Origin of the sequence: Acidimangrovimonas pyrenivorans (genome assembly GCF_042643245.1) — a bacterium.
Taxonomy (GTDB): Bacteria; Pseudomonadota; Alphaproteobacteria; order Rhodobacterales; family Rhodobacteraceae; genus Acidimangrovimonas; species Acidimangrovimonas pyrenivorans.
Map to the genome: position 1 here is coordinate 345,348 of NZ_JBHRSK010000007.1, position 21,379 is coordinate 366,726.

The 21,379-nt window shown below is 68.6% G+C and carries 19 protein-coding genes; 10 read left to right on the plus strand and 9 right to left on the minus strand.

From position 1 onward, the window contains the following. Window positions 1-73: 73 nt before the first annotated feature. On the minus strand, window positions 74-2,368 hold the full coding sequence (locus tag ACFOES_RS11970; RefSeq protein WP_377833505.1) for a glycosyl hydrolase family 28-related protein: 2,295 nt from the start codon (window positions 2,366-2,368) through the stop codon (window positions 74-76). A 230-nt stretch (window positions 2,369-2,598) separates the two neighbouring features. Here ACFOES_RS11970 and ACFOES_RS11975 point away from each other — a divergent pair, with 230 nt between their 5' ends. Further along, on the plus strand, window positions 2,599-3,186 hold the full coding sequence (locus ACFOES_RS11975; protein WP_377833507.1) for a YdeI/OmpD-associated family protein: 588 nt from the start codon (window positions 2,599-2,601) through the stop codon (window positions 3,184-3,186). Window positions 3,187-3,293: 107 nt separating this feature from the next. Here the strand turns inward: ACFOES_RS11975 and ACFOES_RS11980 are convergent, their stop codons facing one another. Then, window positions 3,294-4,874 carry a lysine--tRNA ligase gene (locus tag ACFOES_RS11980; protein ID WP_377833508.1) on the minus strand — a complete coding sequence of 527 codons (1,581 nt, stop codon included), beginning with the start codon at window positions 4,872-4,874 and terminating at the stop codon, window positions 3,294-3,296. Window positions 4,875-5,019: 145 nt separating this feature from the next. Between ACFOES_RS11980 and ACFOES_RS11985 the strand changes: the two genes are divergently transcribed. From ACFOES_RS11985 to ACFOES_RS12005, 5 genes are all read left to right on the plus strand, one after another. Then, window positions 5,020-5,442, plus strand: coding sequence for a tellurite resistance TerB family protein (locus ACFOES_RS11985; protein ID WP_377833509.1), 423 nt, complete (start codon window positions 5,020-5,022; stop codon window positions 5,440-5,442). 23 nt (window positions 5,443-5,465) lie between these two features. After that, window positions 5,466-6,956: a TrkH family potassium uptake protein gene (locus tag ACFOES_RS11990; protein ID WP_377833510.1), complete on the plus strand. Its 1,491-nt coding sequence runs from the start codon at window positions 5,466-5,468 to the stop codon at window positions 6,954-6,956. 201 nt (window positions 6,957-7,157) lie between these two features. Next, window positions 7,158-7,433, plus strand: coding sequence for a PepSY domain-containing protein (locus ACFOES_RS11995; protein WP_377833511.1), 276 nt, complete (start codon window positions 7,158-7,160; stop codon window positions 7,431-7,433). Beyond that, window positions 7,411-8,016: a cytochrome b/b6 domain-containing protein gene (locus ACFOES_RS12000; protein ID WP_377833512.1), complete on the plus strand. Its 606-nt coding sequence runs from the start codon at window positions 7,411-7,413 to the stop codon at window positions 8,014-8,016. The genes ACFOES_RS11995 and ACFOES_RS12000 overlap by 23 nt, the downstream gene beginning before the upstream one ends. A 116-nt stretch (window positions 8,017-8,132) precedes the next feature. Continuing rightward, window positions 8,133-8,714 (plus strand): hypothetical protein, encoded by a 582-nt coding sequence (locus tag ACFOES_RS12005; protein WP_377833514.1) that lies wholly within the window; start codon window positions 8,133-8,135, stop codon window positions 8,712-8,714. Between the two features lie 88 nt (window positions 8,715-8,802). Here the strand turns inward: ACFOES_RS12005 and ettA are convergent, their stop codons facing one another. Then, complete coding sequence (ettA, locus tag ACFOES_RS12010; protein WP_377833515.1) at window positions 8,803-10,458, minus strand: energy-dependent translational throttle protein EttA; 1,656 nt, start codon at window positions 10,456-10,458, stop codon at window positions 8,803-8,805. Window positions 10,459-10,548: 90 nt separating this feature from the next. On the opposite strand from ettA, the gene ACFOES_RS12015 reads away from it, so the two are divergent. Beyond that, entirely contained in the window at window positions 10,549-11,121 is a 573-nt protein-coding gene (locus tag ACFOES_RS12015; RefSeq protein WP_377833516.1) for a hypothetical protein, read from the plus strand. Window positions 11,122-11,148: 27 nt separating this feature from the next. On the opposite strand, the gene ACFOES_RS12020 is transcribed toward ACFOES_RS12015, so the two are convergent. Then, window positions 11,149-12,033: a bifunctional helix-turn-helix transcriptional regulator/GNAT family N-acetyltransferase gene (locus ACFOES_RS12020; RefSeq protein WP_377833517.1), complete on the minus strand. Its 885-nt coding sequence runs from the start codon at window positions 12,031-12,033 to the stop codon at window positions 11,149-11,151. Window positions 12,034-12,175: 142 nt separating this feature from the next. On the opposite strand from ACFOES_RS12020, the gene ACFOES_RS12025 reads away from it, so the two are divergent. The 3 genes from ACFOES_RS12025 (at window position 12,176) to ACFOES_RS12035 (ending at window position 14,832) form a co-directional block, all read left to right on the plus strand. Next, the gene (locus ACFOES_RS12025) at window positions 12,176-12,841 is read left to right on the plus strand and encodes a nicotinate-nucleotide adenylyltransferase (protein WP_377833518.1); all 666 of its coding nucleotides are present in this window, start codon (window positions 12,176-12,178) and stop codon (window positions 12,839-12,841) included. A 49-nt stretch (window positions 12,842-12,890) separates the two neighbouring features. Then, window positions 12,891-14,438 carry a D-alanyl-D-alanine carboxypeptidase/D-alanyl-D-alanine endopeptidase gene (dacB, locus tag ACFOES_RS12030; RefSeq protein ID WP_377833519.1) on the plus strand — a complete coding sequence of 516 codons (1,548 nt, stop codon included), beginning with the start codon at window positions 12,891-12,893 and terminating at the stop codon, window positions 14,436-14,438. Between the two features lie 184 nt (window positions 14,439-14,622). Then, a complete protein-coding gene (locus tag ACFOES_RS12035; protein ID WP_377833520.1) occupies window positions 14,623-14,832 on the plus strand; it encodes a cold-shock protein in 210 nt (69 codons plus the stop codon). A 175-nt stretch (window positions 14,833-15,007) separates the two neighbouring features. Here ACFOES_RS12035 and ACFOES_RS12040 read toward each other — a convergent pair whose 3' ends face one another. From ACFOES_RS12040 to ACFOES_RS12060, 5 genes are all read right to left on the minus strand, one after another. After that, window positions 15,008-15,805, minus strand: coding sequence for a carnitinyl-CoA dehydratase (locus ACFOES_RS12040; protein ID WP_377833521.1), 798 nt, complete (start codon window positions 15,803-15,805; stop codon window positions 15,008-15,010). Beyond that, window positions 15,802-17,802 carry an acetate--CoA ligase family protein gene (locus tag ACFOES_RS12045; RefSeq protein WP_377833522.1) on the minus strand — a complete coding sequence of 667 codons (2,001 nt, stop codon included), beginning with the start codon at window positions 17,800-17,802 and terminating at the stop codon, window positions 15,802-15,804. The genes ACFOES_RS12040 and ACFOES_RS12045 overlap by 4 nt, the downstream gene beginning before the upstream one ends. 304 nt (window positions 17,803-18,106) lie before the next feature. After that, on the minus strand, window positions 18,107-19,270 hold the full coding sequence (locus ACFOES_RS12050) for an acyl-CoA dehydrogenase family protein (protein WP_377833523.1): 1,164 nt from the start codon (window positions 19,268-19,270) through the stop codon (window positions 18,107-18,109). Continuing rightward, window positions 19,267-20,730 carry a carnitine 3-dehydrogenase gene (locus ACFOES_RS12055; RefSeq protein WP_377833524.1) on the minus strand — a complete coding sequence of 488 codons (1,464 nt, stop codon included), beginning with the start codon at window positions 20,728-20,730 and terminating at the stop codon, window positions 19,267-19,269. Before ACFOES_RS12055 ends, ACFOES_RS12050 begins: the two co-directional genes overlap by 4 nt. Continuing rightward, complete coding sequence (locus ACFOES_RS12060) at window positions 20,730-21,368, minus strand: HD domain-containing protein (protein WP_377833525.1); 639 nt, start codon at window positions 21,366-21,368, stop codon at window positions 20,730-20,732. Before ACFOES_RS12060 ends, ACFOES_RS12055 begins: the two co-directional genes overlap by 1 nt. Window positions 21,369-21,379: the final 11 nt, after the last annotated feature.

A 21,379-nucleotide genomic window follows, 5' to 3' on the forward strand; every position in this document is an offset into this window, starting at 1 on the left:
CGGGCGGGCGCAAATGCAAAGGGGCGCCCGAGGGCACCCCTTCCCGTCCCGCCTGCCGCCGTTGCCGCCGGGCTCACACCGGCGTGTCGCAGCGCACCGTCACCTGCACCCGGCCTTGCGCCGGGTCGGCCCAGTTCAGCGTCACCGCCCGGCTCTGCGCCCCCTGCTGGACCTTGACATAGGGCATGTCGGTCCGCCGCGCGCCCGAGCCGCCGGTGATCTCGCCCTCGGCCACCACGCCGGTCACCGTCCGGGCATAGCCGTCGAAGGCCATGTAGCCCTGGGTGTCGATGGTCCAGGTATCCGCGGCGGTGTTCTGGTCGTATTCCAGCGTCACCGGGCTGATCGTGATCTGGTTGACCGCGTTGTAGCTGTTGCCCTGCACGGTGATGTTGCGGAACCGGCTGTAATTCAGATCGGCGAAGGTGGTATCGACCTGGTCGACCCGGTCGATGGAACCGTTGAGCGGCTTGAACACGTTGCCTGACATGGTGAAGCCCTGCAGGTAGTGGCCCGTGCCGTAGGGCTTGATCACCATGAAGCGGAAGGCCGGGTTGACGTTGATGACGGTGAAGATGTTGCCCTCGACCGTCAGCCCGCCGAAGGAATAGCCGCTGGAGAAGTCCGGATTCGCGTCGTATTCGTTGGTCCACTCGATCGAGCAATCGTCGATGTAATTGCCGGTGATCGTGGTCTTGACATTGGGCTGGCAGAGCACGATCCCGGCCCGGCGCACCCCGTTCAACTCGTTGTCACCATGGAAGAAATGGTTGCCGAGGATAAGCCCGCCGGTGCCTGCCATGACCGCGAAATGGGCAAAGCGCACGACCCGGTTCAGGCGCAGCTTGACGTCGTTGGCATTGGTGTTGAGCACGATCGAGCTGCGGTCCTGCGCCGGCAGCGACTGCTCGTTCGAGATGAACTGGCAGCCGTCGATCATCATCCCCTGGCAGCCCTCGCCGACCGAGGTGATCGCCCGGTCCCTGGGCCGGTTCACGAAGCAGTCGCCCATCTGGAAGATGAGCCCGTCGGGCGCCAGCATCACCCCGCTCGCGGCGCCGTTGAGGCGGAAGTCCATGTCGTGGATCTCGAACCGCGACAGGGAGGCGAAGCTGCCAAAGTCGAGCGCGTAGCGGAAGCGGCTGAAGGTAAAGGTCCGGGTGCCGGCGGCGCCGTAGAGCGGCTGGCTCAGCGTCACCGTGCCGGCGCCGACATTCCTGGCCTTGACATAGACCTCGCGCCCGACCCCGGTGCCCTGCACCAACGCCCCGACCTCGATCTGCGCGACATTGGCCACCCCGGTCAGCGTGGTCGGCTGCGACGTGCTGTAGGTCGCCTGCGAGGTGACGGTCGCCGTGTCCCAGGCGGTGCCGTCGACGATGTTGAGCTGGCCGTTGCGCAGCACCCGCCGCAGCGAGAAGCCCTGACCGGTCATCCCGGCCACCGCGGCGACGTCGATCGGCGCGGTCACGTTGACGCTCAGCCCCTTCATGTCGAGCGTGGTGTGGTCGGTGAAGCTGAACAGCGCCTGCAGCGCCTTCTTCAGGCCGGTCAGCTCGTCGCCGAACGCGGCCTCGTAGCTGATCAGATCGAAATTGCGGGTCAGCGACAGCACCGCCGTGTCGGGCATGGTGACGGTGCCCTCGAAGCGGACATCGCTTTCGAAGGTGACGCTCGTGGCCAGGTGATAGATCCCGGCCGAGACCAGGACCGAACGCCCGGCCGCCGCCGCGTCGGCGGCCTCGAAGGCGGCGCTGTCGTCGGTGCTGCCGTCGCCCCTGGCGCCGTAGTCGCGCACGTCGACCCAGTCCATCAGCTTGCGGGCGAAGACGTCGGTGGCGTCCTCGATCACGATGTCGTCGATCCGCACCGTGCCGCCGTTGGCGCCGCTGAGGTCGAGCCCGAAATGGCCGTAGACCGGCACGGTGCCCCAGGCCATGTCGACGCCTTCGCGGTTGCCGGCGCCGACGATCGCCGTCACCTCGACCACCTCGCCATAGCTGGTCAGCGCCACCGCGGGCCCGGTCTCGGTCAGCCCGGCGACATGGCTGTCGTCGGCCGCCCCGGCCCAGGCGGCGATCCGCACCGAGGGCAGGTTGCCCGAGATCGCCTTGACCCGCGCGGTGATCCGCAGGTAGAGCCCCGGCCGCAGCGGCGTCTGGCCCATGTAACGCAGCCGCTGGGTATCGACGGTCTTGACCATCTCGAGGCAGCCGCCGAAATCCTGGTCGGCCGCCACCAGCGCCGCGTTGGGCTGGTTGGCCCAGCTCGGCGTGCCCGGCGTGCCGTCCTGCTGCGACCAGACATCCAGCCCGTCCGCAAAGGGCGGCGGCATCAGCACCAGCCCGTCCGTGATCGTGATATCCATTCCGTGCCCCTTGCTCGCTCGAAAATCCTGATGCCGAGGGGTCGGGAAATGCCGGGCGGGCCCGGTCTGCTGACGCTCTCATCTCCGCGCTGCGCCGACCGCCCGGCGCCTAAAGGGCTAGCAAGGCGCGGCTAACGACCGCTTAAGCCGCCGTGCGCAGCCCCGCCGCCATGGACACCGCCCGTGGATTGCGAAACACTTGGACATCACGACCTGAACGGGAATCGCCGATGGATGCGCCGAATCCCAAAACCGAAGCCTTCTTTCGCGATGCCGTGGCCTGGCACGACGAACTGTCCGCCTTGCGGTCGATCCTTCGCGCCAGCCCGCTGGTCGAAGACTTCAAGTGGCGGGCGCCCTGTTACACCTACCGGGGCGGCAACGTCGCCACCGTCTGGGGCTTGAAGGACTGCTGCACGCTGTCCTTCTTCAAGGGCGCGCTGCTGACCGATCCCGAGGCCCTCCTCGACGCACCCGGCGCGAACTCACGCTCGATGCGCGTGATCCGGTTCACCGGCCGCGACCAGATCCACGCCATGGAAGACACCCTCCGAACCTATATCGACGCGGCGATCGCGATCGAGACGGCCGGGCTGAAGGTGAACTTCGCGAAGGACGACCTCGCCTATCCCGAGGAGCTGATCGACCGGCTGGACGGCGCCCCGGAGCTGGCGACGGCCTTCGCGGCGCTGACGCCGGGCCGGCGCCGGGGCTACCTGCTGCATTTCGCGCAGGCTAAGCGGGCCGCGACCCGGACTTCGCGGATCGACAAGGCTGCCCCGCGCATCCTTGCAGGCAAAGGCCTGCACGACCGCTGAGCGGCCACCGCCAACCGGTCGCGATGCCCCTGCCCTTTCATCTTCATGCAAATATCCCCGCCGGAGGCGCCGCACCGTCCACCGGCACGCCGCCCCGGCGCGGGCGCTCAGCCGGCCAGCTCTCCCGCCAGCGCCTTCTCGATCAGGGCGATGGTCTCGGCGACGCCGTAAAGCGCGATGAAGCCGCCGAAGCGCGGGCCCTGGCTCTGGCCCAGCAGCACCTCGTAGAGCGCCTTGAACCAGTCGCGCAGCGGCTCGAAGCCATGCTCGCGGCCGACGGCGAAGACGACGCTTTGCAGCTCTTCCGGATCGTGGGTGTCGCCCTCGCCCTTGAGTCGCGCGACGAGGTCCTCCATCGCCGCCCGCTCCTGGTCGGTCGGCAGCCGGAACTGGCGCTGCGGGGCGACGAAATCGCGGAAGTAGCGCACCGCGAACTCGGCCGCGGCGTCGAGATCGGGGTTGGTCTCGGGGCTGGCCTCGGGGGCGTAGCGCTTGATGAAGCCCCACAGCCCTTCCTTGTCCTCGGCCGCGGCGACGCTGGCGAGGTTGAGCAGCATGGCGAAGGGCACGACCATGTGGCTTTGCGGCGGCTTGCCGTTGTGGATATGCCAGACCGGGTTGTTGACCTGCGCCGCCGCGTCCTGGGTCGGGAAGGCGCGCAGCTGCTGGTGATACTCGTCCACCGCCTTCGGGATCACGTCCCAGGACAGCCGCTTGGCGGTCTTGGGCTTGAGATACATGTAGTAGGACAGCGACTCGGTCGAGGCATAGGTCAGCCATTCGTCGATGGTCAGGCCGTTGCCCTTCGACTTCGAGATCTTCTCGCCCTTCTCGTCGAGGAACAGCTCGTAGGTGAAGTGCTCGGGCTTGCGGCCGCCGAGGATCTCGCAGATCCGGTCGTAGATCGGCGTGTTGGTGCTGTGGTCCTTGCCGTACATCTCGAAATCGACGTCCAGCGCCGCCCAGCGGGCGCCGAAATCGGGCTTCCACTGCAGCTTCACGTTGCCGCCGGTCACCGGCAGCGTCCATTCGCGGCCGTCCTCGTCGTCGAAGGTGACGGTGCCTTCCTTCGCGTCGACCTTCTTGATCGGGACGTAGAGGACGCGGCCGGTCTCGGGATGGATCGGCAGGAAGATCGAATAGCTCTGCTGGCGCTCCTCGCGCAAGCTCTTCAGCATCACCGCCATGATGTCGTCGTAACGCTCGGCGGCGCGCAGCAGCACTTCGTCGAACCGGCCCGACTTGTAGAACTCGGTGGCCGAATAGAATTCGTATTCGAAGCCGAAGGTGTCGAGGAAGCGGCGCAGCATGGCGTTGTTGTGGTCGCCGAAGCTGTCATATTCCCCGAACGGGTCGGGCACCGCGGTCAGCGGCTTCTGGATATTGGCCTTCAAGAGATCCTGGTTCGGCACGTTCTCGGGCACCTTGCGCATGCCGTCCATGTCGTCCGAGAAGCAGATCAGCCGGGTCGGGATGTCCGAGATCAGCTCGAAGGCGCGGCGGATCATCGTCGTCCGCGCGACCTCGCCGAAGGTGCCGATATGCGGCAGGCCCGAGGGGCCGTAACCGGTCTCGAACAGCACGTGGCCCTTTTCCGGCGGCTTCTTCTCATAACGCTTGAGGATGCGGCGCGCCTCTTCGAACGGCCAGGCTTTCGATTTCATCGCGGCGTCGCGGCGTTCCGACATGTCGCATTCCTCACTGTTGCGTGCGGGCCCCTTGCCCGCGCGGCCCCCGTCTCCTATTGCCCGCACCCTCGCAGGTCAATATTCTGCGCCGCAACATATGCCAAAGGGCGGCGGCCCGCGGCGCCCGATGCAAAGGACCGGACAGATGAGCTTCGACACCGCCTCGATGACCCCGCAGGACAGCCTTGTCGCGCTGATGATCGCGGTCTCGGCCTCGGACGAGAATATCCGCACCTCGGAACTGGTGATGATCCAGGGCCTCGTCAATCACCTGCCGGTCTTCTCGGGCTATGACGGCGATCGGCTGAAACGCATGGGCGAGATCGTCTTCGACCTGTTCGAGGAGGAGGACGGGCTCGACGCGCTGTTCGGGCTGATCCGCGACGCCCTGCCCGAACGGCTGAACGAGACCGCCTATGCCCTGGCCTGCGATGTCGCCGCCGCCGACGGCCGGCTGCGCGAGACCGAGCTGCGGCTGCTCGAGGAAATCCGCCACGAACTGAACATCGACCGGCTGCACGCGGCGGCGATCGAACGGGGCGCGCGGGCCAGGTTCATGAAGCTCTGAGACCGGCGGGCGGGAGAGCAGGGATGCCGATGGAGACCGCCGCGCGCGCGCCCAACGTCACGCTCGACCTGCGCCCGGTGGGATATATCCTCGGGCTGGTGCTGACCGCGCTCGGCGTGATCATGCTGGCGCCGCTGCTGCTCGACCTCGCCGTCGACAGCGGCAACTGGCGCGCCTTTCTCGAAAGCGCCGGCATCACCGCGCTGTTCGGCGCCACCACGGCGCTGGCCTGCCGCTCGGGCCATGACGCCAATGACGGCTTCTCGGTGCGCGAAGCCTTCCTGCTGACCACCGGGATCTGGGTCTTTTCGCCGGTCTTCGGCGCCCTGCCCTTCATGATCGGCGCGCCGCAGGCCGATTTCACCAACGCCTATTTCGAGGCCGTCTCGGGCATCACCACCACCGGCTCGTCGGTCTTTCCCGGGCTCGACCACCTGCCGCCCGGGGTGCTGCTGTGGCGCGGCATCCTCAACTGGCTGGGCGGGCTCGGCATCGCCTTCGTGGCGATGATCTTCCTGCCGGTGATGCGCGTCGGCGGCATGCAGTTCTTCCGCACCGAGGGCTTCGACACGATGGGCAAGGTGCTGCCCCGCGCCACCGACATCGCCGGCCGGCTGCTGATCTTCTACGTCGCCCTGACCTTGGCCTGCATCGTCACCTACGCCGCCTTCGGCATGACCCTGTTCGACGCGGTGGTCAACGCCTTCGCCACCATCGCCACCGGCGGTTTCTCGACCTCGGACGCCTCGTTCGGCAAATATGCCGGCCCGGCGGAATATGCCGGCAGCCTGTTCATGATCCTCTCGGCCCTGCCCTATATCCGTTTCGTCCAGATGATGGGCGGGTCGCACCGGCCGCTGCTGCGCGACCCGCAGGTGCGCACCTTCCTGCGCTGGCTGGGCGGCTCGGTCGCCATCGTCGTGATCTACCGGCTGATGACCTCGAATGACGGCATCGAGCCGATCATCCGCCAGAGCCTGTTCAACATCACCTCGATCTTCACCGGCACCGGCTTCGGCACCGCCAATGTCGAACGCTGGGGGCCCTTCGCCGTCGTCGTCTCCTTCGCCGTCGGCCTGATCGGCGGCTGCAGCTCGTCCAGTTCCGGCGCCTTCAGCGTCTTCCGCACCCAGATCCTGCTGCTGGCGATCCGGGCCCAGATCCAGAAGGTCCATTCGCCCAGCCGGATGGCGGTGATCCGCTACGACGGCCGCGTCGTCGACGACGAGGTGCTCAACCCGCTGATCATGTACCTGACCGGCTATATCGTCACGATCATGGTGCTTTCGATCCTCGTCACCCTGACCGGGGTCGACCTGGAATCGGCGCTGATGGCGATCTGGACCTCGATCGGCAATATCGGCTACGTCTTCGGCGAGGCGACGGCCCGGACCGGGACGATGGTCGACTTCGACACCACCGCGAAATGGCTGATGATCCTGGCGATGCTGATGGGGCGGCTGGGCATGGTCGCCGTCTTCGTGCTGCTGCTGCCGCGGTTCTGGCGCGCCTGAGCGGCCCCTCCCCCGCCCCTTTCCCGCGCGCACCGTCCTCCCCGCCCGATCCCGAACCCGTGAACGCGCGCGCCGCGGCGCGTCAGCCTTCTGACAGATCCCGGCTGCTATCCCGGTGGCACGGCGTCCCGCCTCGGGCGCCGCCCCAAGACACCCAACCGGCGAGCGAACCTCGCCCACCCAAGCAAACGGAGTTTCTTCATGAAGCGCACCCTGACCCTCGCCGCGATCGCCCTCGCCATGTCCAGCCCGGCCTTCGCCTCGAGCATGTGCAGCCACGCGCCGAAGTCCAAGTGGCAGTCCAAGGCGACGCTGACCGCCCAGCTCAAGAAGGACGGCCTCAAGGTCCGCCGGATCAAGACCGAGGGCGGCTGCTACGAGGTCTACGCCACCAACAGCAAAGGCAAGCGCGTGAACGCCGCCTACAACGCCGAGACGCTGAAGAAGGTCGCCAATGCCGAAGCCGGCGAGGGCTGAGCCGCGGCTGACCGTGGTCGAGGCGGTCCCGGAAGCGCGCGGGCGCGAGACCCTGATGCGCGTCTGGGACCCCTTCGTGCGGATCTTCCACTGGTCGCTGGTCAGCTGTTTCGTCATCGCCTATCTCAGCCGCCACGATTCCGCGGCGATCCACCACCTCGCCGGCTATGCCGCCGGCGGGCTGGTGGTGCTGCGGGTCGCCTGGGGCGTGCTGGGCACGCGCTATGCCCGGTTCTCGTCCTTCGTCCGCCATCCGCGCACGGTATTCAGCTACCTGCGCGACATCGCGACGGGGCGCGAGGCGCGCCATATCGGCCATAACCCGGCCGGCGGCGCGATGGTGCTGGCGCTGATGGCGGCGATGCTGGCGACGGCGACCAGCGGCTGGATGATGACCACCGACCGCTACTGGGGCGTCGAATGGGTCGGCACCCTGCACGCCTATTGCGCCCATGCCGTGGTGATCCTGGTGCTGCTGCACCTTGGCGGCGTCGCCGTCGCCAGCCTGCGCCACCGCGAGAACCTGGTGCGGGCGATGGTGACCGGAAGGAAGCGGGCACCGGAGGCGGACGACATCGACTGAGCGGCGCGCGGCCGGTCCGCGCGCCCTCTCGCCTTTCTCCCTGCAGCTGCGCTACCATGCTCCCTGCGCCGCCTTGGCTGATGCGAGGACCGAGGCGAAACCGCAGGGAGAAACGCATGGCCCCGAAACACTTGATGTCCACGACGGCGCTGCTGGCGCTCTTGCTGAGCACAGGCCCATCCCTGGCGGGCAAGGTCAGCGAACTTGGCAACCAGGTAGAAAAATCCATTGCCAGTGGCCAGGGCATCAAGGCAGTCCGCGAGGCGCGCAAGATCCTCGATATAGCCTGGGCCGCCACGCCCTTGACCATCACCAATGCAACGCTGGTCGCGACCGAGGCCAAGGGCTACGGTGCCTATACCCCGCGCAAGGACAACGTCTACAAACCCGGGGAGACCATACGGCTCTATGCCGAGGTCATCGGCTTCGGTTACGGCAAGGCCCCTGACGGGCAATGGGCCATCGGCTTGAATTGCGATCTGGTCGTGATGAAGCCGGACGGTACAGTGCTGGGCCGGGCGCCGGGCGCGTTGAAAGTGCGGGTGGAGGACCGGCATCGGCCCAAAGAATTCCAACTCAACCTGACGTATCACCTCTCGGGCGCGCCGCCGGGCAAGTACCTGCTCGAGACCACGGTGCACGACACGCATTCGGACAAGATGACCAGCTTCGAAACGGCGGTGGAACTGCGCGAGTAAGGGGGACCCCACCGAAAGCCTGCGGGCCCGGGACATCGCCCCGGGCCTTGATCCCTGCGTGCAGAAATACGGGGCGCTCGAGGCGCCCTTACCGCGTGAACTTCTTGTACTTCACCCGCGTCGGCTCGACCGCATCCGGCCCCAGCCGGCGGATCTTGTCTTCCTCGTAGGCCTCGAAGTTGCCCTCGAACCATTCGACATGGGCGTCGCCCTCGAAGGCGAGGATATGGGTGCAGAGCCGGTCGAGGAAGAAGCGGTCGTGCGAGATGATCACGGCGCAGCCGGCGAAATCGTCCAGCGCCGCTTCCAGCGCCTGCAGGGTCTCGACGTCGAGGTCGTTGGTCGGTTCGTCGAGCAGCAGCACGTTGCCGCCGGATTTCAGCAGCTTGGCCATGTGGACCCGGTTGCGTTCCCCGCCCGAGAGCAGGCCGACCTTCTTCTGCTGGTCGCCGCCCTTGAAGTTGAAGGACGAGCAATAGGCACGGGAGTTGACCTGCGCGTCGCCGAGCTCGATCTGCTCTGCCCCGCCCGAGATCTCTTCCCAGACCGTCTTTTCGGCGTCGAGCGCGTCGCGCGACTGGTCGACATAGGCCAGTTTCACGGTGTCGCCGTAGCTGATCGTGCCTTCGTCGGGCTGCTCCTGCCCGGTCAGCATCCTGAACAGCGTCGTCTTGCCGGCGCCGTTCGGACCGATGACGCCGACGATGCCGCCCGGCGGCAGGGCGAAGGACAGGTCCTCGATCAGCTGCTTGTCGCCCATGTGCTTCTTCAGCCCCTCGACCTCGATCACCTTGCCGCCAAGGCGCGGGCCGTTGGGGATGATGATCTGGGCGCGGCTGAGCTTCTCGCGCTCGGACTGGCCGGCGAGTTCCTCATAGGCGCTGATCCGGGCCTTCGACTTGGCCTGCCGCGCCTTGGCACCCGAGCGGATCCAGTCGAGCTCGCGTTCCAGCACCTTCTGCCGCGACTTGTCCTCGCGCGCCTCCTGCGCGAGCCGCTTGGCCTTCTGCTCCAGCCAGCTGGAATAGTTGCCCTCGTAGGGGATGCCGTGGCCGCGGTCGAGCTCGAGGATCCAGCCGGTGATGTCGTCGAGGAAGTAGCGGTCGTGGGTGACGATCAGGATCGTGCCCTTGTATTCGATCAGGTGCTTCTGCAGCCAGGCGATGGTCTCGGCGTCGAGGTGGTTGGTCGGTTCGTCGAGCAGCAGCATGTCGGGCGCTTCGAGCAGCAGCTTGCACAGCGCGACCCGGCGCCGTTCGCCGCCCGACAGGGTGGTGACGTCGGCGTCGTCCGGCGGGCAGCGCAGCGCCTCCATGGCGACGTCGATCTGGCTGTCGAGATCCCACAGGTTCTGGGCGTCGATCGTGTCCTGCAGCTGGGCCATCTCCTCGGCGGTCTCGTCGGAGTAGTTCATCGCCAGCTCGTTGTAGCGGTCGAGGATCGCCTTCTTCTCGGCGACGCCCTCCATGACGTTGCCGCGCACGTTCAGCGCCGGGTCGAGCTCAGGCTCCTGCGGCAGGTAGCCGACCTTGGCGCCCTTGGCGGCCCAGGCCTCGCCGGAGAAATCCTTGTCGATCCCGGCCATGATCCGCAGCAGGGTCGACTTGCCGGCGCCGTTGACGCCGACGACCCCGATCTTGACCCCGGGCAGGAAGTTCAGCCGGATGTTCTCGAAGCATTTCTTGCCGCCCGGATAGGTCTTGGAGACGCCATCCATGTGGTAGACGAATTGATAGGATGCCATTTACAGTCCTCCAGCCGGGGTTTCGTCCCCCATCTAGTGAAGTGCGCGGGTAAGGGCAATCGGGTAGACGGTAACAAGGAGAGGGACGAAATGGAGATTAAGTGTGCTGCACTGGCGGCAATGTTGGCACTGGCGGGGTCCGGAGCGTCCGCACAGATCACCACCCACGAAACACCTGGCAATCTGGCTCCGACCCGGAATCCCGGCTGCATCAGTGTTGCACAGGCTGACAAAGCATTGACCCCGGCCGATCTGACACTCGGCGCCTACGATTGCGTTCAAAAGGCCGACTACGACAAGGCGGCCGCCCTGGTAATCCTGCTCCAGCTCCGCGCGGCTTACGACACCCGCCGTGTGGCCGACGTATCAGCCCATGATGCCGGACAGGTGCTTTTTTTGAGCTTGCACGACGCCCTCACGACGAGGCAGCAGACACAACTCAAACAGGCCTTTTCCCGGTTTGGCGGGACCGGCTCTTCAAACCATCAGGCTTTTTGCAAGAGGATGAAGGCAGTTGGGCCACCGGACTACTACCCCGCCTATATGATCCAGCACGGCCTCGGGGCGTTCCTACCTCAGAAGAACAAACCTCTAGTCAGCAATTTCAAGCCGCGCGCGGCCTGGAGCGAAGTGCTGACGGGGTACATGAAATGCGGCAAGTGACGGCATGGCCCCGGTTTGGCACCGCCCTCACACCGCCTTCTCGAAGAACACGTCCGGATAGGGATCGTCGTTGAAGCGCGGGATCTCGGTCCAGCCGGCGTTGCGGTAGAGGGCGACGGCCTCGGGCAGGGCCGAGTTGGTGTCGAGCCGCAGGGTTCCGATGCCCAGCTCCCGCGCCACCTCCTCCAGCCGGGTCATCAGCCTTGTGGCGAGGCGCAACCCGCGGGCGGCGGGCGAGACCCAGAGGCGTTTGACCTCGGCCCAGGTCCCGTCATGGCCCTTGAGCCCGGCGCAGCCGATCGGCAGCCCGTCCGACATCGCCACCAGGAACACGCCCTTGGGGCGGAGCATGTCGGTCGCCTCGGGGTCGCGCGACAGGTTGACGTCGAAGCCACGCTCGAAGCGGCGGCCGAGTTCGGCGTAATATTCCGACAGGCAGTAGCGGGCGGCGTCGCTGCGCGGGTCCAGCTCCTCCAGCACGATCCGGTCGCGGCCCAGCGCCGAGGCGACGAGGTCCATCGCCGCCAGCAACGCCTCGGGCTTCGGGTGCGCCGCCAGCAGGGCCTGCGCCCGGTCGTTCGACAGCCCCTCGTAGGCGGCAAATTCCGCCTGCCCCTTGGCGGTCAGCCGGGCCTCGCGGCGGCGGGCATCCTCGTCCTGGGCGACGGTCTCGACCAGCCCCTCGGCTTCCAGCCCGCGCAAGAGCCGGCTCATCAGCCCGCTGTCGAGGCCGAGGTAATCGCGGATCTCGGCCACGTCCGTCCGGCCCTTGCCGATGGCGTTGAGGACGCGCGCCGCCCCCAGCGGCCGGCCGCGGCCGAGGAAGGAGGCGTCGAGCGCGCCGGTCTCGGTGGTCACGGCGCGGTTGAAGCGGCGGATGCGGGCGATGGGGTCGATCTGTTCTGTCGTCATGATAGCTGACCTAAGTCAGACACCTTCCGCTCGCAAGCCCTTTCCGCGCCATCGCGTTGACAGCGGCGTGAGGGCCGGGGACAAAGGGCGCCGGCGCCGCGCATGGGCGCCGCACGGGGCCGCCGCGGAGACAGAGAGTTCAGTGCAGGGATTTCCCATCGCCATGCCCGGCCAGGTGATCGGGCTGCTGGGCGGGTCGTTCGACCCGGCCCATTCCGGCCATGCCCATGTCACCCGCGAGGCGATCAAGCGCTTCGGGCTCGACCGCGTCTGGTGGCTGGTCTCGCCCGGCAACCCGCTCAAGGCCGAGGGCCCGGCACCGATGGCGGACCGGCTGGCCCGGGCGCGGGCGGTGATGGACGACCCGCGCGTCACCATCACCGATCTCGAGGCCCGGCTGGGCACCCGCTACACCGCCGAGACGCTGGAGCGGCTGATGGCGCTCTATCCCGGGGTCCGCTTCGTCTGGCTGATGGGGGCCGACAACCTGGCCCAGTTCCACCGCTGGCAACGCTGGCGCTGGATCATCGAGCATGTCCCGATCGGGGTCATCGCCCGCCCCGGCAGCGGCATCGCCGCCCGGCTGTCGAAGACCGCCGACCGCTATGCCTGGGCCCGGTTGCCGCCTTCGGCCGGCCGCCGGCTGGGCTGCCAGCCCGCCCCGGCCTGGTGCTTCGTCAACGTGCCCATGGTCGCGCAATCCTCGAGCGCGATCCGGGCCCGGGGCGATTGGCGCGGCGGCCAGAGCGGAGGCCAAAGCGGGGGCCGGCGCGGCACCGCTGCAACGGCCGCGAAATCCGGCGGCTGAGCCGTGCAAATCCCTTGTTCGCAAGGCCGGCCTGCGGTTTAGTCGGGGCATGGAGGACAGGCCCCATTCCTTTTCCCGACGCTGGCTGCTCGGCGCGCTTCTCTCCGGCGCGGCGCTGCCCGCGCTGGCCGGGGCACCGGCCCGGTCACCGCGCCCCGAACCGCGGCCCGGCAGGCTCAGCGCCGCGTCCAGCTCGGGCTCGGCCCGGCCCGCCGTGCCCAGTGCCGCCGCGCTGGTCAATGAGGCCAGGCTGGGCGGGACGGTGGGCTTCGTCGTCGCCGACGCCCGCTCGGGCGCGGTGCTGGAAAGCCGCCATGCCGACACCGCCCTGCCGCCGGGCAGCGTGACCAAGATCTTCACCACGCTCTACGCGCTCGACCGGCTGGGGCCGGACTACCGCTTCGCCACCCGGCTGATCGCCACCGGCCCGGTGATCGACGGCCGCATCCAGGGCGACCTGATCCTGGCCGGCGGCGGCGACCCGACGCTCGACACCGACGCCCTGGGCGACCTGACGACCAGCCTGCGCGCCAAGGGCGTGCGCGGCGTCAGCGGGCGCTTCCTGTTCGACGCCTCGGCCCTGCCGCCGATCCCCGAGATCGACCCCGGCCAGCCGGCGCAGGCGGGCTACAATCCCGGCCTGTCGGGGCTGAACCTGAATTTCAACCGGGTCTATTTCGAATGGAAACGCGGCGCCGAGGGCTACAGCGCGACGATGGACGCGCGCGGGCTGCGCTACCGGCCCGCCGTCGGCGGCATCGACATCGCCGTGGTCGACCGCCCCGCCCCGCTCTACACCTATGGCGAGCGCGGCGGGAAGGAGCTTTGGACCGTCGCCCGCGGCGCGCTCGGCCGCGGCGGCGGCCGCTGGCTGCCGGTCCGCCACCCTGCCCGCTATACCGCCGAGGTCTTCCGCACCCTCGCCGCGGCCCAGAGCATAGCCCTGCCCGCCCCCCAGCCCGCCTCCCTGCCCGGCGTCCCCCCCGGCGCCAGCGGGGCCGGAACGGTGCTCGCCAGCCATCGCAGCGCGCCGCTGACCGAGGTGCTGCGCGAGATGCTGAAATACTCGACCAACCTGACCGCCGAGACCATCGGCCTGACCGCCAGCGCCGCCGGCGGCACGGCGCCCGCCAGCCTGTCGGCCTCGGCCGCGCAGATGGCCACCTGGGCCCGCGACCGCTACGGCATCGCCGCCCATTTCACCGATCATTCCGGGCTGGGCAGCGGCACGCGGGTGACGGCGGCGGAGCTCGTGCGCCTGCTCGCGGCGGCCAATGCGAACGCCCCGCTGCGCGAGCTGCTCAAGACGGTGCGGCTGCGCGACGCGCGCGGCCGGCCGATCCGCAACAGCCCGATCCAAATCCGGGCCAAGACCGGCACGCTGAATTTCGTCTCGGGCCTGGCCGGCTACGTCGCCGCGCCGGGCGATACCCAGTTGATTTTCGCCATTCTTACCGCCGACGTGCCGCGCCGCGACGCCCTGCCGGCCAGCGCGCGCGAACGGCCGCCGGGCGGCCGTAGCTGGCTGCGCCGGGCCCGCCACCTGCAGCAGGAACTGATCACCCGCTGGAGCACGGTCTACGCCGGCAGAAACTGATCCGGAAGCAGGCCCCGCCAGACGAATTTTCTTGATTTTGAGCGCGAAGCGCCCCATATGCCCCACTGCGACGTTATTCTGCCATCGACCACTGTCTCCCTTATCGGCCGCAGTCATTCGATCTAGCACTGACCGAGCCGGGCCGCCGCAATTCCGCGGGCGGCGCAATTCAAGGAGACTCACGATGGCCAACGGCACCGTGAAATGGTTCAACAGCACCAAAGGCTACGGCTTCATCCAGCCCGAAGGCGGCTCGAAAGACGTGTTCGTGCACATCTCGGCGGTCGAGCGTTCGGGCCTGCGCGGCCTCGACGACGGTCAGAAAGTGACCTTCGACATCGAAGCCGGCCGCGACGGCCGCGAGTCGGCGACCAACCTGGCGCTGGCCGACTGATCACCGTCACAGGTGATGAAACGAGAGGGGGCGGTTTTCCGCCCCTTTTTCTTTGCCTGGGCGACGGAAGGCTCCAGCAAGGCGACGAGGGGAGCGCCCGCCCCGGTGGGGGGCGGGTCGGGCGCTTCCCGGCGCAACCGCCGGGAAACGAGGACACCCAGAGCGGCCCCTCCCCCTACTTCCCCTTCCAGACCGGATCGCGCTTCTCGGCGAAGGCCCGGGCGCCTTCGAGCTGGTCCTCGCTGGAATAGAGCCGGTCGACGGTGGCGAACTGGCGCTTGGTGATGCGGTTGAGCGCGTCCTGGAAGCGCATGTCCTCGGCCGCGCGCACCACTTCCTTGATCGCGGCATAGACCAGCGGCGGCCCGCTCTCCAAGAGCCGGGCCAGTTCCCAGGCCTTGTCGAGCAACTGGTCGGGGGCGCAGATCTCGCGGATCAGCCCCCATTGCCTGGCCTCGGCGACGTCGAACCAGCGCCCGGTCAGCAGCAGGTCCATCGCGACGTGGTAGGGGATGCGCTTGGGCAGCTTGATCGTGGCGGCATCGGCGACGGTGCCCGAACGGATCTCCGGCAGCGCGAATGTCGCCGTCTCGGAGGCCAGGATCAGGTCGCAGGACAGCGCCAGTTCCAGCCCGCCGCCGCAGCAGATGCCGTTGACCGCGGCGATCACCGGCTTGTTGAGGTTCGGCAGCTCCTGCAGCCCGCCGAAGCCGCCGACGCCGTAATCGCCATCGACCGCGTCGCCGTCGGCCGCCGCCTTCAGATCCCAGCCCGGGCAGAAGAACTTGTCGCCCGCCGCGCGCAGGATGCAGACCCGCAGCGCGTCGTCGTCGCGGAAGGCCCGGAAGGTCTCGCCCATCACCCGGCTGGTCGCCAGGTCGATCGCGTTGGCCTTGGGCCGGTCGAGCGTGACCTCGAGCACCGCCCCCTCGACCCGCGTCTTCACCGGTCCCTCGCTGTTGTCCCAAGTCATGCCTCGGCCTCCCGTATCAGCGCATCCACCGCCACCGTGCCGTCCCGGCACAGGATCAGCGGGTTGATTTCGATCTCTTCGATCTCCGGCCGCGCCGCCATCAGCGCCTGCAGCGCCAGCACCACCTCGACCGCCGTCGCCACATCCGCCTTCGGCCGGCCGCGATAGCCGTCGAGCAGCGGCCACAGCCGCAACCGGCGCAGCGCCGCCTCGATCTCCTCGGCCGCGACCGGCGCGACCAGCGTCACCGTATCGGCCAGCAGCTCGGCCGTCACGCCACCCAGCCCCAGCGTCAGCACCGCACCATAGACCGGATCGCGGCGCAGCCCGACCAGCAGTTCGGCGACGGCGCCCTGCACCATCTCCTCGGCCAGGTAGCCCACGGCGCCAGGCATCTCCGCCTGCCCGGCCAGGCTGTCCAGCCCGAGCCGCACCGCCCCGGCCTCGCTCTTATGGGCAAAGCCCAGCCCCTTGAGCGCCAGCGGCGGGACCAGCGCCTCGGCCAGCGACGCCAGTTCCGCCAGCCCCGGCGCCGCCACGCCACGCGGCACCGGCACGCCGGCGGCCGCCAGCAGCGCCTTGGCCTCGGCCTCGTCCAGCAGCCGGCTCGCGCGCGCCATGCCGGCCGGCCAGGGCCGCCAGCCCTTCCGCCCCGGCCCGGCGGCGGCCGCGTCGAGCGCCCCCAGCGCCGCCTCCAGCCCCATCAGCGGCACCACGCCCTCGGCCATCAGCGCGTCGGCCAGCGCCTCGTCGAGGTTCTCGGGCAGGGAGGCCACCGGGAAGGCCGGCCGCCCCGTCGCCCGCTGCGCCGCCCCGATCGCGTCGAGCGCCGGCCGGAACGACGCCGGATCGCAACGGTCCGGCCGCGGCGGGTCGATCAGGAAGACGCCGGCATCGTATTCCGCCAGCATGGTCGAGAAGACTTCGGTCGTGGTCGGCCCGTCGCCCCAGATGAAGGTGTGGTAGTCAAGCGGGTTCGCGATGGTGACCAGCGGCCCCAGCGTTGCTGCCAGGCTGTCGCGCTGCGCCTGCGTGGGCGGCGGGAAGTCCAGATCGTGACGCGCGGCCAGATCGGCCACCAGCCCGGCCTCGCCGCCCGAGCAGGAGAGCGAGCAGATCCGCCGCCCCGGCAAGGGCCCGTGGACATGCAGGATTTTCAGCGCCTCGAGCAGTTCCGCCAGCGTATGCGCCTCGGCCACCCCGGCCTGGCGCAGGAAGGCCGCGCTCGCCGCCCCCTCGCCCGCCAAAGCCGCGGTATGCGAGGCCGCCGCCACCCGCGCCGCCTCGGTCTTGCCCGACTTGATGGCGACGATGCCCTTGCCCGCCGCCCGCGCCGCCTCGGCCAGTTCGGCGAAGCCGGCGGCATCGTCGATGCCCTCGACATAAAGCCCCAGCGCCGTCACCCGGTCGTCGGACAACAGCGCCGCGGCCAGCTCCGCCAGCCCGACCTGCGCCGCGTTGCCGAGGCAGGCGACATAGGCGACCGGCAGGCCGCGCGCCTGCATCGTCAGGTTGATGACGATGTTGGAGCTCTGCGAGATCAGCGCCACGCCGCGTTCGACCCGGCGGCCGCCATGCTGGTCGGGCCAGAGCAGCGCGCCGTCGAGATAGTTGATCACGCCATAGCAGTTCGGCCCCAGCACCGGCATCGCGCCGGCCGCGGCCACCAGCCGGTCCTGCAACCCGGCCTCGCCCGCCTCGCGCCAGCCGCTGGCGAAGCAGATCGCCCCGCCCGCACCCATCCCGGCCAGGTCGCCGACGACATCCAGCGTGGCATGGCGGTTGACGCCGATGAAGGCCGCGTCCGGCGCCGCGGGCAGCGCCTCGAGCGCCGGATATGCCCGCATCCCCCCGACATCGTCGCGGGTCGGATGCACCGGCCAGACCTCGCCGGCAAAACCCATCTTGCGGCACTGCTCGACGACATTCGCCGCCCAGCCGCCGCCGAGAACAGCGACCGAGCGCGGCCGCAGCAGGCGGGAAAGGTCGCGGCTCATACCCCCGCCTCCGGGCTGGCGGCCAGGCCGGGGGCTGCCTGCCCCCGGACCCCCGGGGATATTTTCGAGCAGAAAGTGCGAGCACCCTGCCCTCCTTGCGACGACAGGGTGCCACTTCCTGCTGCGGTCATCGGCGTCCCCGCCTGTACCGCGACATCAGCCTCGCAGGGCATTCCTAACAGGGGGTTACTGAAAGCGCGCATTGTCCCACTTTCTGCTTCCAAATATCCTCGGGGGAGTGCCATTGGAGCGCCATTGGTACGAGCGACAACGGCGACGGGGGCAGACAGCCCCCCGGCCCTTGTCACCCGCCCAGCGGGCGGAGCATCTCGCGGCTGATGATGTGGCGCTGGATCTCGGAGGTGCCTTCCCAGATCCGCTCGACGCGGGCGTCGCGCCAGATGCGTTCCAGCGGCAACTCGTCCATCAGCCCCATGCCGCCATGGATCTGGATCGCCTCGTCGGCGATGAAGGCCAGCGCCTCGGTCGCCTTCAGCTTGGCCATCGACATGTCGGCCTCGGTCACCGTGCCCTGGTCGAACTTCCAGCCCGCCGCCCAGGTCAGCAGTTCCGCCGCCCGCAGCTCGGTCGCCATGTCGGCAAGCTTGAACGACACGCCCTGGAACTTGCCGATCTGCTGGCCGAACTGGCGCCGCTCGGCGGCGTAGTCGGTGGCGTGGCCGAGCGCCCGGGCGGCGCGGCCGAGGCTGGTGGCGGCGACCTGCAGCCGGGTGGCGCCGAGCCACTGGTTGGCGACCTCGAAGCCCTTGTGGACCTCGCCCAGCACCTGGCTCGCCGGCACCCGACAATCGTCGAATTCCAGCACCGAGTTGGTGTAGCCGCGATGCGAGACATTGCGGTAGCCGTCGCGGACGGTGAAGCCCGGCGTGCCCTTGTCGACGAAGAAGGCGGTGATCTTCTTCTTCGGCCCGCGCGGGGTGTCCTCTTCGCCGGTCGCCATGAAGACGATGGCGAAGCCGGCGATGTCGGCGTGGGAGATGAAATGCTTGGTGCCGTTGAGCACCCAGTCGCCGCCATCCTGTTTCGCCGAGGCCTTCATGCCGCGCAGGTCCGAGCCGGCGCCGGGCTCGGTCATCGCCAGGCAATCCCAGGTCTCGCCCTTCATGCAGGGTTCGAGGTATTTCTCGCGCTGCTCCGGCGTGCCGGCGAGCAGGATGTTCGACGGCCGGGCGACGCAGGTCCAGTGCAGGGCGTAGTTGGCCCGGCCCAGCTCGCGCTCGTAGAGCAGCCAGGACAGGGTATCGAGCCCGGCGCCGCCGACGTCCTCGGGCATGTTGGCGGCGTAGAGCCCGGCTTCCATCGCCTTGGCCTGGATCTCGCGGATCAGCTCGGGGCGCAGGTGGCCGGTGCGCTCGACCTCGGCCTCGTGCGGGTAGAGCTCGTTCTCGACGAAGCTGCGCGTCGTCTCGACGATCAGGCTCTGTTCTTCGGTCAGGCCGAAATTCATTTCTCTCTCCGCTGTCCGGTGAAGCGCCCGGCGGCTTGCGGGCGCGGCAGGGCCTTGTGGGCCTCGGCGATCGGCCGCAGCCGGTCCATGATCTCGGGCCGGGCCGGGCAGGCGCGGCCGGCGGCGCTGTCGACATGGACCAGGATCTGCTCCAGCGTCGCCACCGCTTCGCCGTCGCGCAGGATGCGGACGAAGACATGCATCTTCTTGGCATCGGCCTCGAGCACCTGCAGCGTGCCCAGCAGCCGGTCGCCCAGCTTGGCCTCGCCCATGTTCATCATGTGGGTCTCGACGCTGTAATAGCTGTGACCGGCCTCGACATAGGCCATGTCGGCGCCGATCAGCCGCATGAAGGCGTCGGTGGTCTCGGAACAGGCATAGAGGTAACGGCTCTCGGTCATGTGGCCGTTGTAGTCGATCCAGCCCGGCAGCACCTGAAGATGGGCCAGTTCCAGCGGTGCGGCCTCGGCCGCGGCCTCCTCGACGGCGTCCTCGCGGCGGGCATCGTCGTGGTCGCGCAGCACCTTGCCGGCGCCCCAGTTGCGGTCCTTGAGGACGCGGAGGAAGCCGACGAGGTTGCTGTCGCGGATGCGTTCCAGCTCGCGGATCGAGTATTGGCCCGATTGCGCGTCGGACTGGCCGGCGATCAGGTCGACCAGTTCCTCGTTATATTCCGGCACGTCCATCAGCTTGGTCCAGGGCCAGGTCAGGCAGGGACCGAACTGCTCGAGGAAATGCTTCATCCCGGCCTCGCCGCCGGCGATGCGATAGGTCTCGAACAGGCCCATCTGGCCCCAGCGCAGGCCGAAGCCCATGCGGATCGCGTCGTCGATCTCCTCGGTCGTGGCGATGCCGTCCTTGACCAGCCACAGCGCCTCGCGCCAGACCGCCTCGAGGAAGCGGTCGGCGATATGGGCGTCGATCTCCTTGCGGACGTGGAGCGGGTGCATGCCGATGGCACGCAGGGTCTCCTTGGCGCTCTCGATCAGTTCGGCCGGCGTTTCGCCCGGCACCAGCTCGACCAGCGGCAGCAGGTAGACCGGGTTGAACGGGTGGGTGACGACGATCTCCTCGGGCCGGGTGGCGCAGCCCTTCAATTCGGACGGCTTGAAGCCCGAGGTCGAGGAGCCGATGACGGTGCCCGGCCGGCTGTGGGACTGGATCTGCTGGTAGACCTTGCGCTTCAGCTCCAGCCGCTCGGGCACGCTTTCCTGGATCCAGTCGGCCCCGGAAACGGCCTCGGACATGGTGCCGACGAGGCGCAGCGTGCCTTCCTTCGGCATCGTCATGTCCGACAGCGCCGGCAGGCTGGCGCGGGCGTTTTCCAGCACCTCGGACAGCTTGCGCTCGGCCTCCGGGTCGGGATCGAACACCGCCACGTCCCAGCCGGCGAGCAGGAAGCGCGCGGCCCAGCCGCCGCCGATCACCCCGCCGCCGATGATTGCCGCCTGTTTCGCCATCAGGCCTCTCCCTGCTTCTGTGCCGCACGTTCCGCCGCCACCGCCGCGTCGGTCAGCGCCACCCGGGCGCCTTCGCGCACCGCCTCGGGGTCATAGGCCTTGCGGGCAAAGACCCGTTCGACCATCGGCGCGAAGAACTCGAGCGGCAGGTCGTCGTAGTCGGGATCGAAGCTGGCCTGGTCCCAGCGTTCGCAGAACTCGGCGCAATCGTCGTAATAGGGATGATCGCGAAACTTCTCGCGCGTGTTGCGGTCGCCGCCGAGGTGATGGGCGTAGTAGACGCGCTGGAAATCGCCGTGCTTCTCGACGACCCAGGTGCATTGCTCGCGCAGGAAAGGGCGCAGGATGGCGGCGGCATATTCGTCGTGATTGTAGGGCGCGTAGATGTCGCCGATATCGTGCAAGAGCGCGGCCACGACCCAGTCCTCGTCGGCGCCGTCGCGCCAGGCCCGGGTCGCCGATTGCAGCGAATGGCCGAGCCGGGTGATCTGGTAGCCCGACAGGCTGGCATCCAGCTCGACCAGCGCGGTCAGCAGGCGGGCGCCGGTCTTGGCGGCATATTCGGTCTCATGCGCCGTGAGGAACTCGTAATCCTCGCGGTCGCCGTCCTTCATCTGGGTGAACTTGACCTTTTCCATCGGCTCCCCCC

What these genes read in the sequence shown, in the direction of transcription:
- ACFOES_RS12060 (WP_377833525.1), bottom strand. Translation starts at nt 21,368, where the DNA reads ATGGAAAAGGTCAAGTTCACCCAGATGAAGGACGGCGACCGCGAGGAT.
- ACFOES_RS11975 (WP_377833507.1), top strand. Translation starts at nt 2,599, where the DNA reads ATGGATGCGCCGAATCCCAAAACCGAAGCCTTCTTTCGCGATGCCGTG.
- ACFOES_RS11970 (WP_377833505.1), bottom strand. Translation starts at nt 2,368, where the DNA reads ATGGATATCACGATCACGGACGGGCTGGTGCTGATGCCGCCGCCCTTT.
- ACFOES_RS12015 (WP_377833516.1), top strand. Translation starts at nt 10,549, where the DNA reads ATGGAGATTAAGTGTGCTGCACTGGCGGCAATGTTGGCACTGGCGGGG.
- ACFOES_RS12005 (WP_377833514.1), top strand. Translation starts at nt 8,133, where the DNA reads ATGGCCCCGAAACACTTGATGTCCACGACGGCGCTGCTGGCGCTCTTG.
- dacB (WP_377833519.1), top strand. Translation starts at nt 12,891, where the DNA reads ATGGAGGACAGGCCCCATTCCTTTTCCCGACGCTGGCTGCTCGGCGCG.
- ACFOES_RS12050 (WP_377833523.1), bottom strand. Translation starts at nt 19,270, where the DNA reads ATGAATTTCGGCCTGACCGAAGAACAGAGCCTGATCGTCGAGACGACG.
- ettA (WP_377833515.1), bottom strand. Translation starts at nt 10,458, where the DNA reads ATGGCATCCTATCAATTCGTCTACCACATGGATGGCGTCTCCAAGACC.
- ACFOES_RS12000 (WP_377833512.1), top strand. Translation starts at nt 7,411, where the DNA reads ATGCCGAAGCCGGCGAGGGCTGAGCCGCGGCTGACCGTGGTCGAGGCG.
- ACFOES_RS11980 (WP_377833508.1), bottom strand. Translation starts at nt 4,874, where the DNA reads ATGTCGGAACGCCGCGACGCCGCGATGAAATCGAAAGCCTGGCCGTTC.
- ACFOES_RS12045 (WP_377833522.1), bottom strand. Translation starts at nt 17,802, where the DNA reads ATGAGCCGCGACCTTTCCCGCCTGCTGCGGCCGCGCTCGGTCGCTGTT.
- ACFOES_RS12035 (WP_377833520.1), top strand. Translation starts at nt 14,623, where the DNA reads ATGGCCAACGGCACCGTGAAATGGTTCAACAGCACCAAAGGCTACGGC.
- ACFOES_RS11985 (WP_377833509.1), top strand. Translation starts at nt 5,020, where the DNA reads ATGAGCTTCGACACCGCCTCGATGACCCCGCAGGACAGCCTTGTCGCG.
- ACFOES_RS12055 (WP_377833524.1), bottom strand. Translation starts at nt 20,730, where the DNA reads ATGGCGAAACAGGCGGCAATCATCGGCGGCGGGGTGATCGGCGGCGGC.
- ACFOES_RS11995 (WP_377833511.1), top strand. Translation starts at nt 7,158, where the DNA reads ATGAAGCGCACCCTGACCCTCGCCGCGATCGCCCTCGCCATGTCCAGC.
- ACFOES_RS12020 (WP_377833517.1), bottom strand. Translation starts at nt 12,033, where the DNA reads ATGACGACAGAACAGATCGACCCCATCGCCCGCATCCGCCGCTTCAAC.
- ACFOES_RS11990 (WP_377833510.1), top strand. Translation starts at nt 5,466, where the DNA reads ATGCCGATGGAGACCGCCGCGCGCGCGCCCAACGTCACGCTCGACCTG.
- ACFOES_RS12040 (WP_377833521.1), bottom strand. Translation starts at nt 15,805, where the DNA reads ATGACTTGGGACAACAGCGAGGGACCGGTGAAGACGCGGGTCGAGGGG.